General features: G+C 27.0%; 9 protein-coding genes. 8 read left to right on the forward strand and 1 reads right to left on the reverse strand.

Features of this window, described 5'->3' with window-relative positions:
- Window positions 1-83: 83 nt before the first annotated feature.
- Complete coding sequence (locus tag Q0W06_RS18300) at window positions 84-941, reverse strand: GGDEF domain-containing protein (protein WP_297639177.1); 858 nt, start codon at window positions 939-941, stop codon at window positions 84-86.
- A 164-nt stretch (window positions 942-1,105) separates the two neighbouring features.
- Here Q0W06_RS18300 and Q0W06_RS18305 point away from each other — a divergent pair, with 164 nt between their 5' ends.
- The 8 genes from Q0W06_RS18305 (at window position 1,106) to Q0W06_RS18340 (ending at window position 9,248) form a co-directional block, all read left to right on the forward strand.
- Window positions 1,106-1,609, forward strand: coding sequence for a hypothetical protein (locus Q0W06_RS18305; protein WP_297639180.1), 504 nt, complete (start codon window positions 1,106-1,108; stop codon window positions 1,607-1,609).
- A gap of 342 nt (window positions 1,610-1,951) precedes the next feature.
- Window positions 1,952-2,197: a TM1266 family iron-only hydrogenase system putative regulator gene (locus tag Q0W06_RS18310; protein WP_297639182.1), complete on the forward strand. Its 246-nt coding sequence runs from the start codon at window positions 1,952-1,954 to the stop codon at window positions 2,195-2,197.
- Window positions 2,198-2,200: 3 nt separating this feature from the next.
- Window positions 2,201-3,289 carry a [FeFe] hydrogenase H-cluster radical SAM maturase HydE gene (gene hydE / locus Q0W06_RS18315; RefSeq protein WP_297639186.1) on the forward strand — a complete coding sequence of 363 codons (1,089 nt, stop codon included), beginning with the start codon at window positions 2,201-2,203 and terminating at the stop codon, window positions 3,287-3,289.
- A 1-nt stretch (window position 3,290) separates the two neighbouring features.
- Window positions 3,291-4,673 (forward strand): [FeFe] hydrogenase H-cluster radical SAM maturase HydG, encoded by a 1,383-nt coding sequence (hydG, locus tag Q0W06_RS18320; RefSeq protein ID WP_297639189.1) that lies wholly within the window; start codon window positions 3,291-3,293, stop codon window positions 4,671-4,673.
- 94 nt (window positions 4,674-4,767) lie between these two features.
- On the forward strand, window positions 4,768-5,958 hold the full coding sequence (gene hydF, locus Q0W06_RS18325) for a [FeFe] hydrogenase H-cluster maturation GTPase HydF (protein ID WP_297639192.1): 1,191 nt from the start codon (window positions 4,768-4,770) through the stop codon (window positions 5,956-5,958).
- A gap of 138 nt (window positions 5,959-6,096) precedes the next feature.
- Complete coding sequence (locus Q0W06_RS18330) at window positions 6,097-7,518, forward strand: DEAD/DEAH box helicase (RefSeq protein ID WP_297639195.1); 1,422 nt, start codon at window positions 6,097-6,099, stop codon at window positions 7,516-7,518.
- Between the two features lie 202 nt (window positions 7,519-7,720).
- Window positions 7,721-8,812 (forward strand): iron-containing alcohol dehydrogenase, encoded by a 1,092-nt coding sequence (locus Q0W06_RS18335; RefSeq protein WP_297639198.1) that lies wholly within the window; start codon window positions 7,721-7,723, stop codon window positions 8,810-8,812.
- A gap of 22 nt (window positions 8,813-8,834) precedes the next feature.
- Complete coding sequence (locus tag Q0W06_RS18340; RefSeq protein WP_297639201.1) at window positions 8,835-9,248, forward strand: DUF3785 family protein; 414 nt, start codon at window positions 8,835-8,837, stop codon at window positions 9,246-9,248.
- Window positions 9,249-9,319: the final 71 nt, after the last annotated feature.

A 9,319-nucleotide genomic window follows, 5' to 3' on the forward strand; every position in this document is an offset into this window, starting at 1 on the left:
CCTATAAACGAAACACTTTTTTTTAAAGTGTCCAGTTCATAGGTACCATTTTAGTCTTTAATATTAAGATAATCCTTTTTTATTTAAAAAATAATTGTATTTCTACCTGATTCTTTGGCAATATATAGATTTTTATCAGCAGACTCTAAGAGAGCATCTAAAGTAGTACTAGAATAAAATGAAGAAACAACTCCCATGCTACAAGATAATGAGATTTGGAACTCATGGACTATAAATGGATGATTATCTAAAGTATCTTTTATAGTATTAGCTAGAGAAACAGCCTTATTTAAAGGTGCATTATCTAGAAAAATTAAAAATTCTTCTCCACCAAATCTACAAAAATATGAGTGAGAATCTAAAAAAGTAAAGATTAAACTAGAAAACTTTTGTAAAATAGTATCACCAATTAAATGTCCAAATTCATCATTTATATTTTTGAAATGATCTAAATCAATCATAATTAAAGAGATTGGAAGAGAGGACGTACTATTAAATTTATCTCTGAAGTTAGAGTTCAAAAAGTTTCTATTATAAGCTTTAGTTAAAGAATCCTTATTTGCCATCTCAGTTAAAGATGTTAAAAACTTTCCAATAGGAGTACTTGTTTTTGATTCTGAGAAAAATAAAGTATCACTTATATCTTTAAAAAATTCTACTACATAAGTAGTATTATCTATTGAAAAAGGTGATAAAGTATGTAAATAAGCTTTATTATCTATAAGTTCTATTTTTTGTAAGGTGGTTTGAGTCAAAAAGGCTTTTTGAGCAAGACAATCACTACATCTTTTAGAATCACTTAGACAATGTAGATTATAAGTATCTATTTCAGAATTAGTATTCTTTATTACTGTAAAGTTTTTAGTTTCAATAATACGTATATAATCATAGAAATCTTTGAATATAGAAAATCTATTTGTGATTTCTTTTAGTATGTTCATTTTTAACCTCTTTTCCTAAGTATATTATTTACAATTAATATTATACAATTAAATCCAAAAAATAAAAATAAATAAATGAATAATATAAAGAGATAGACAAGAAATTTTCTAGCAATTATAATAAAGGATATGAATTTTACTATATTTTAAGGGGAGTTTAAAAGATGATAATAGAATTAAATGATAAAAAAATAGAAGAATCCTTAATTCATTTAGGAAAAGCACTAGAAATAGTTGGTGGAGAATTTGAAGTAAAGAAGAAAGAAGAAATAGTTACTAATATAATTAGAAGTCTTTTTGAAGAAGGAACAGCAGGGATTACGGTAAATAACAGAGAGTATACAATAAAAGAATTATTTGATATAAAAACAGAATTTGAAAAGTATTACTTAAAAAATAAAATTAAAACTGTTAGTAGAATTGTTGAGAAGGTTAAGAAATATAATACAGAACTTGAAGGGAAAATAAGAAAGTTTAAAAAAATTAATTCGTACCAGTTACTAATGGAAATAAACAGTGAAATTGAAAAGACATATAAATGGGAATTTGATACATTTTTACTAGTAAATATAGAAAATAAAGATGAAAGTAAGGATTATTATAGAGAATATTTAAAAGAGAAAAAGAATACTCTTATAGATAGTATTTTAATGAAGTTAGGTGTATAATGTTAGTGTAACCAAATTTTAGAGAGAATTCTTTAAAAAATGGGTAATGTTTTAAATCTAACAGAAAAGAGAAATCTAATTTGAAAGAACAGTTTATAAGAAATCACTTAGCCATTAGATTAAAAAATAAGAGCTTTTAGTGAATTTAAAAGCTTTAAATTAAGAGGATTTTTATATGCTAATATTCTTTCGTAAAAAAGAGTATTAGCTTTTTTAACGTATATGGAAATAATAATACCTTTGTTATATAGGATTTTAGATGAAATAAACGTTAAAAGTAATTTAAATAGGGAAAGTTATAGTTTCAACATTTAAATATAATAAATAAGAGAGGTGTTTTTTATGAAAATAGGGGTTATAAGTGCAATACTTGAAAATCCAATAGAATGTCAAGAAAATTTTAATGGTGTATTAGCATCTTTTAGAGGTGTTGTTAAGGGAAGAATGGGTATTCCCTTAGACGATAATATGACAGTAATTTCAATAGTGGTTAAAGGTGAAGTAGATCAAATTAATAGCTTAACAGGAAAACTTGGAAACATTAATGGGATAACAATTAAAACAGCAATTAGTAAAAAAGAAGTTTAAATGATGAAAGGAATTTTTATGAACGTAAAAGAGATAATAGACAAATTATTTAAAGAACATGATGCAACAGATACTGAACTTTTATATATTTTAGATAATATAACTGAAGAAGAAGAAGAATATCTAGTAGAAAAAGCTGATATTAGAAGAAAAGAAAATTATGATAATAAAGTTTATGTAAGAGGTCTTATTGAGGTCTCTAATTATTGCAAAAAAGATTGTGCCTATTGTGGAATACGAAAAAGTAATAAAAATGCCGATAGATACAGATTAACTAAAGAAGAGATTTTAGAATGTGTAGATAAAGGTGATGAAATTGGTTATAAAACATTTGTACTTCAAGGTGGAGAAGACAGTTATTTTACAGATGAAAGACTAGTAGATATTCTAAAAGAAATAAAAAGACGTTATCCTAAAAATGCTATAACACTTTCTTTAGGAGAAAGAAGCTATGAATCTTATCAAAAATTATTTGAAGCAGGAGCTGATAGATATCTTTTAAGACATGAAACAGCAACAAAAGAACTTTATGAAGCACTTCATCCAGGAGCTTCTTTTGAAGAGAGAAGAGAATGTCTTAGAAATTTAAGAGAAATTGGATATCAAGCAGGAGCAGGATTTATGGTTGGACTTCCAAACCAAACAAATAGTGATTTGGTAAGAGATTTAAGATTTGTAAAAGAATTTAAACCACATATGTGTGGAATAGGACCATTTATTCCACAAAAAGATACTCCTTTAGGTAAAGAAAAAGGTGGAACAGTACAAAAAACAGTTATAATACTTGCATTAGTAAGATTATTACTTCCAGATGTATTACTTCCAGCAACAACAGCCCTTGGAACAATAGATCCTTTAGGAAGAGAAAAGGGAGTAAAAGCAGGTGGAAATGTAATAATGCCAAATCTTTCACCAATGAATGTTAGAAAAAAATATGCATTATACGATGGAAAAGTTTTTACAGGAGACGAAGCTGCCGAATATAAGGCTCAAATGGAAGAGAAGATGAAAACATTTGGTTACGAAATAGAAGTAAATCGTGGAGACAATGTAAAGTGGCTTAAAGCTAAAAAGGAAGAAGAGGAGAATTAATATGTTTATAAATCACGAATATATAAATAGTATATTAGAAGAAACTAAAAATCCTACTAGAGAGGAATCATTAAAGGTAATAGAAAAGGCTAGAAAAAGAGAAACATTAGATTACAGAGATATAGCTATTCTTTTAGCAACTAAAGAAAAAGATGTAGAAAAAGAAATTTTTGAAATTGCAGGGAAAATAAAAGAAGAAATATATGGTAAAAGAATAGTTATATTTGCACCTCTTTATGTAAGTGATTACTGTGTTAATAAATGTGTTTACTGTGGGTACAAATGTTCAAATAACTTTAAAAGAAAGAGATTAACTCAAGAAGAAGTAGCAGAAGAAGTAAGACTTTTAGAAGCTATGGGACATAAGAGATTAGTTTTAGAACTTGGAGAAGATCCTGTTAATGCACCAATTGAATATGTTTTAGATTGTATAAAAACTATGTATGCAACTCAAAATGGAAATGGTGAAATAAGAAGAACAAACGTGAACATAGCAGCAACTTCAGTTGAAAATTACAAAAAGTTACATGATATTGGAATAGGAACTTATGTATTATTCCAAGAAACATATAATAAACCAATGTATGAAAAAGCTCATCCAAATTCATTAAAAAGCAATTATGAATATCATTTAACTGCATTTGATAGAGCTATGGAAGCTGGAATTGAAGATGTTGGAGCAGGAGTATTATTTGGATTAGCAGATCCAAGATTTGAAGTTCTAGGACTTATGATGCACAATGCACACTTAGAAAAAGAATATGGGGTTGGATTCCATACTATTTCTGTACCAAGAATAAGAGAAGCAACAGGAGTAGATTTAGAAGAACTTCCACATATCTTAGATGATGAAACATTTAAGAGAGTAGTTGCTGTAATAAGAATAGCTGTTCCATTTACTGGACTTATGATTACAGAAAGAGAAACACCAGAATTAAGAAAAGAAATAATGACTTATGGTATTTCACAAATTTCTGTAGGATCAACTACTGTAATAGGTGGATATAAAAAGAGAGCAAATAATGAAGATAGTGATGAACAATTCAAATTATTTGATGTTGAAACAGATAGTTTATCTGCAATAGAAAATCTTATTGATGATGGATATATTCCAAGTTTCTGTACAGCATGTTATAGAAAAGGAAGAGTTGGAGATAGATTCATGGAACTTGCAAAATCTGGAGAAATCCAAAAGGTTTGTGAACCAAATGCTATAACAACTTTAGTAGAATATGCTATTGACTATGGAAATGATAGATTTAAAGAAAAAGCTGTAGCTTTTGCAAGAGATATAGCAAGTAAAATAGAAAATCCAAAGACAAGAAAAGTAACAGAAGATAATATAGAAAAAATGTTACAAGGAAAAAGAGATTTATACCTTTAGAAAAAAGTAGTATAATATAAGTAAAGCTCCTTCAAAGGAATTTTTGAAGGAGCTTTATTTTAAATAACACATAAGACAAGAGGGAGTGAATATTATGAATAACACACCAAATGCCAACAGAAAACATATAGCGATATTTGGGAACACAAATAGTGGAAAATCATCTCTTATGAATAAAATTTTAGGTCAAGAGATGTCATTAGTTTCAGAAGTTGAAGGAACAACTACAGATCCTGTACAAAAAGCAATGGAACTTATTCCAGTAGGACCAGTTCTTCTTATAGATACAGCAGGACTTGAAGATAAAAGTGAATTAGGTGAATTAAGAATGAAAAAGACTATGGATGTTTTAAGAAAGACTGATATAGCAATTTTTGTTATTGATTCAAGTAGTCCAGATTATGATTCATTTGAAAAATGGGTTATAGAGGCTAAGAAATTTAATATTCCATTTATAGTAGCAGCAAACAAAGCTGAGATTGGTAATGGAACTATCGTAAATGGGTTAATAAATAAATATAAAAAAGTTATACCAACTTCAACAGTAACAGGAGCAGGTATAGAAGAACTTAAAGATGAATTAATAAAAGTTCTTGAAGCTGAAGAAGAAGATAGAAGCTTAATAGGTGATTTAGTTCCTTATGGTGGAAAAGTTGTTTTAGTAGTACCTATAGATTCAGAGGCACCAAAAGGAAGAATAATTCTGCCGCAAGTACAACTTATTCGTGATTGTTTAGACCATGGAATAAAGAGTTATGTTGTTAGAGATACAGAGCTTTCTGAAGCATTAAATGAATTAAAAGATATAGATTTAGTAGTTACAGATTCACAAGCATTTAAAAGAGTAAGTGAAATAGTACCTAAAGAAATAAATCTTACAAGTTTTTCAATACTTTTTGCTAGACAAAAGGGAGATTTAGCATGTTTTATAGAAGGTGCTAATGCAATAAGAAATTTAAAGCCAGGAGATAAAATACTTTTTGCAGAAAGTTGTACACACAATGTATCACATGAAGATATTGGAAGAATTAAAATTCCTAAAGGGCTAGAAAAATTTGTTGGTGGAGAGCTTGAATGTGATTATAAAGTAGGATATGATTTTGCTGAAGAAGAGTTAAAAGAATATGCACTTGTAGTACACTGTGGAGCTTGTATGATAAATAGAAAAACTGTTGTAAATAGAGTTCAAAAATGTAGAGAAAATAATATACCTATAACAAATTATGGTGTAGTATTAGCATTTTTAACAGGAATATTAGAAAGATCAACAGAAAATTTAATATAATAAAAATACTCTTCTTACATGGATGGTAAGAGGAGTATTTTAACTTTATAAAGATTATGTAGTTCATATAAGTATAGCCTATCTTTAATTTGTAAGATAGGCTATACTTATAAGGAAGTTCAAACATTGGAGGAAAAAATGAGTACATTTAAAGAATATAATTTAAGCAATGAAGTATTAAAATCGATTGAAGATTTAGGATATAAAAAACCAACAGAAGTTCAAGAAAAGGTAATGAAAGAAGCCTTATTAAAGAAGGATTTAATAGTAAAATCACAAACAGGTAGTGGGAAAACAGCAGCTTTTGGTATACCATTATGTGAAAATTTAGATTTTGAAGGTGAAGAAAAAGCATTAGTTTTAGCACCAACAAGAGAATTAGCGATTCAAATAAGTCAAGATTTAAGAAATTTAGGAAGATATAAGAAGTTAAAAATAGTAACTTTAATAGGAAAAGAATCTTTTAAAGATCAAGAAATAGCATTAAAACAAAAGTGGAATATAGCTGTAGGAACACCAGGTAGAATTTTAGATCATATAGATGAGGGTAGATTAAATGGAAAGTCTATAAAATATTTTATAATAGATGAAGCAGATGAAATGTTTAATATGGGATTTATTGGTCAAGTCGAAGGTATTTGTAGAAGAATTAAAAAAGATAGAGTAACGATGTTATTTTCAGCAACGGTGCCAGAAAAAATTGAGGAATTAACAGAGAAATATATGGATAAACCAGTTTGGATAAAATGTGAAAAAACTGGACTTGTAACAGAAAGTATTACACATGGAATTTTAGTTGTAGATGGAAAAGAAAAGTTAGATAAAACAAATGAAATACTTTTAGGGGAATTACCTAAAAGAGCAATATTATTCTGTAGAACTAAAGGAAATGTAGAAATTGCATATGAATACTTTAAAGAAAAAGGATATTCAATAGATAAATTGCATGGTGATATGTTGCAAAAAGAAAGAAATAAAAAAATGGAAGAGTTTAGAGAAGGACGTTTTAAAATTCTTATAGCTACAGATATAGCTGCAAGGGGATTAGATGTAGAAGAAGTTACACATGTTATTAACTTAGATATTCCTGTAGAAAAAGAAGCTTATGTTCATAGAATAGGAAGAACAGGAAGAGGCGGACTTAAAGGAAATTCTATTACTATAATGACACCTTTTGAAGAAAAATATCTTCAAAGAATAGAAGAATACATAGGATTTAAAATAGAAGAGTATAAGGAAAAAGAGATAGAAGATAAAAAAGAATCTATTGATGATTTAAGAAAAAAGCCAGAAGTTAGAAAAGATAAAAAGAAAGTTATTAAAGGTGTAACTAAAATTTATTTAAATGGTGGTAAGAAGAAGAAAATAAGAATCCTTGATATAGTAGGAACTATTTGTAGCATAAATGGAGTAGAAAAAGATGATATTGGTGTAATTGAGATAAAAGATATGGGGTCAACAGTAGAAATATTTAATGATAAAGGAAATTTAGTTTTAAAAGAATTAAAAGATAAAACTATTAAAGGAAAAAAATTAAAGGTTGAAAAAGCTAAAAATTAAATATTATAGCAATTGAAAGCTTGAAAATTAAAATTCTAATGAAATATTTTTCATTAGAATTTTAATTTTTTTATTAAGTATTCATAGGTAATATAAATTATATTACAAAAATGCATTATTTAATCATAATATGGATAGAAGATAAATAATATAGAGTAGATAACTTTTATTTTGAACATCAATAGATGAAAGGGGAGCAAGGATGAAGTTAAACTTAAAAACAAATACTAGTATTGTATATGGAAGAGGAATTTTAGAAAAATACGGAAATGATATACTAAAACTAGGCAACAAGCCTTTAATTGTTTCAGGAAAAAAATCTTCAAAAAATAGCCATGGATTTAAGGATATAACAGAATTTTTAAAGAGAAATAACAAAGAGTTTGAGGTATATATAAAAGAAAAAAATATATGTAATATGGAAGACATAGAAAAAGGAAGTAAGATAGGAAGAGAGTTAAATTGTGACTATGTTATAGCTATTGGCGGAGGAACAACTATAGATATAGGGAAAGGTATTAGTGTATTATTAGTGGAAGAGGAAATTGAAAGTAATAAACATGCTAAAATTTGTACAGTACCCACTATTTCGGGTTCAGGAAGCGAAACAAGTAAGTACGCATTAATTTATTTAAATAGTAAGATGCTTAAATGTATTGAAGTTGAACCAAATATAGCATTAGTAGATCCTTATTATACAAATAAAATAGATATAGTTAAAGTAAGAAATTCTAGTTTAAATGGTATGAGTAATTTGATAGAAGGTTACTTAAATAATAATATAGATAAAGAAAATGAGAAAATAGCAATAGAGGGACTTAGAAGATTTGGAGAATCTATAGACAATTTATTGAATGGAACTATAGGAAGTAGAGATAGAGAAAATTTATCTATGGTTTCTATTCTTGGTGGAATACTACTAAATAGATATGGTAGAGATATGTTTAATATTTTAGGTGAAACTTTTTCAGTTGTAGACAATATTGGATTAGGATTTGCTAAAGGATTACTTTATAGTGAATATTTAAAAAGGTTTAAAAAAGAAAGAAGATTAAATAATATAATAAATGTATTAGGATTTTCTACATTTAAGGACTTAGTTAAAACTATAAATAAATTAAGCTATTATGAAAAAGTAAACCTAGAAAATATTGATATAGATAAATTAGTTAGAATCTCTATGAAAAGGATATCTGAAGGTAATAGAAGAGTGAAAAATGAAGTATATTATGAGATTTTCAATATTTATTCAAATAGTTTGAAAAATAGAGAACTTAATTATGATATAATATAAGAAAAAAGAAAAGAGGATTAAAATGGAATACAAATTCAAAGTTGAAGAAAAAGAATATATATTAAATAAAGAAAATTTTTTAGAATTAATAAATGATGAAGAAGCACCAGTTGAAGGATTTAGTTTAGAAGAAACTATACGACTTTTAAATGAAAATAAATCAGAGTTTGAAAAGTCTTATTATAGTACTTCTTGTGAAGCGTGTGATGGGAATTTTAAAGGAAAAAGAAATATAAGTGAATATGTAGAAGCTTTCTTTTATATATATACTAAAGATAAAAAATATATAATAAGTAATATAGATAAAAGTTATGAAGGAAAAACTTATCATAGATTAGAAATGCTAGGAGAAGTAGATGATAGCTACATAGTAAGCGTAATAGTTTGTAATAATTGTGGTAAGTATACAGTTCAAATTGAAGAATTAGTAATATAAAAGGCCGCGGTAAAAGTAAAATGGAACCTATAAAGTGGACACTTATAAAAAGTGCCTTCGCTTATAGGTTC

Origin of the sequence: uncultured Clostridium sp., assembly GCF_947072515.1 — a bacterium.
Taxonomy (GTDB): domain Bacteria; phylum Bacillota; class Clostridia; order Clostridiales; family Clostridiaceae; genus Clostridium.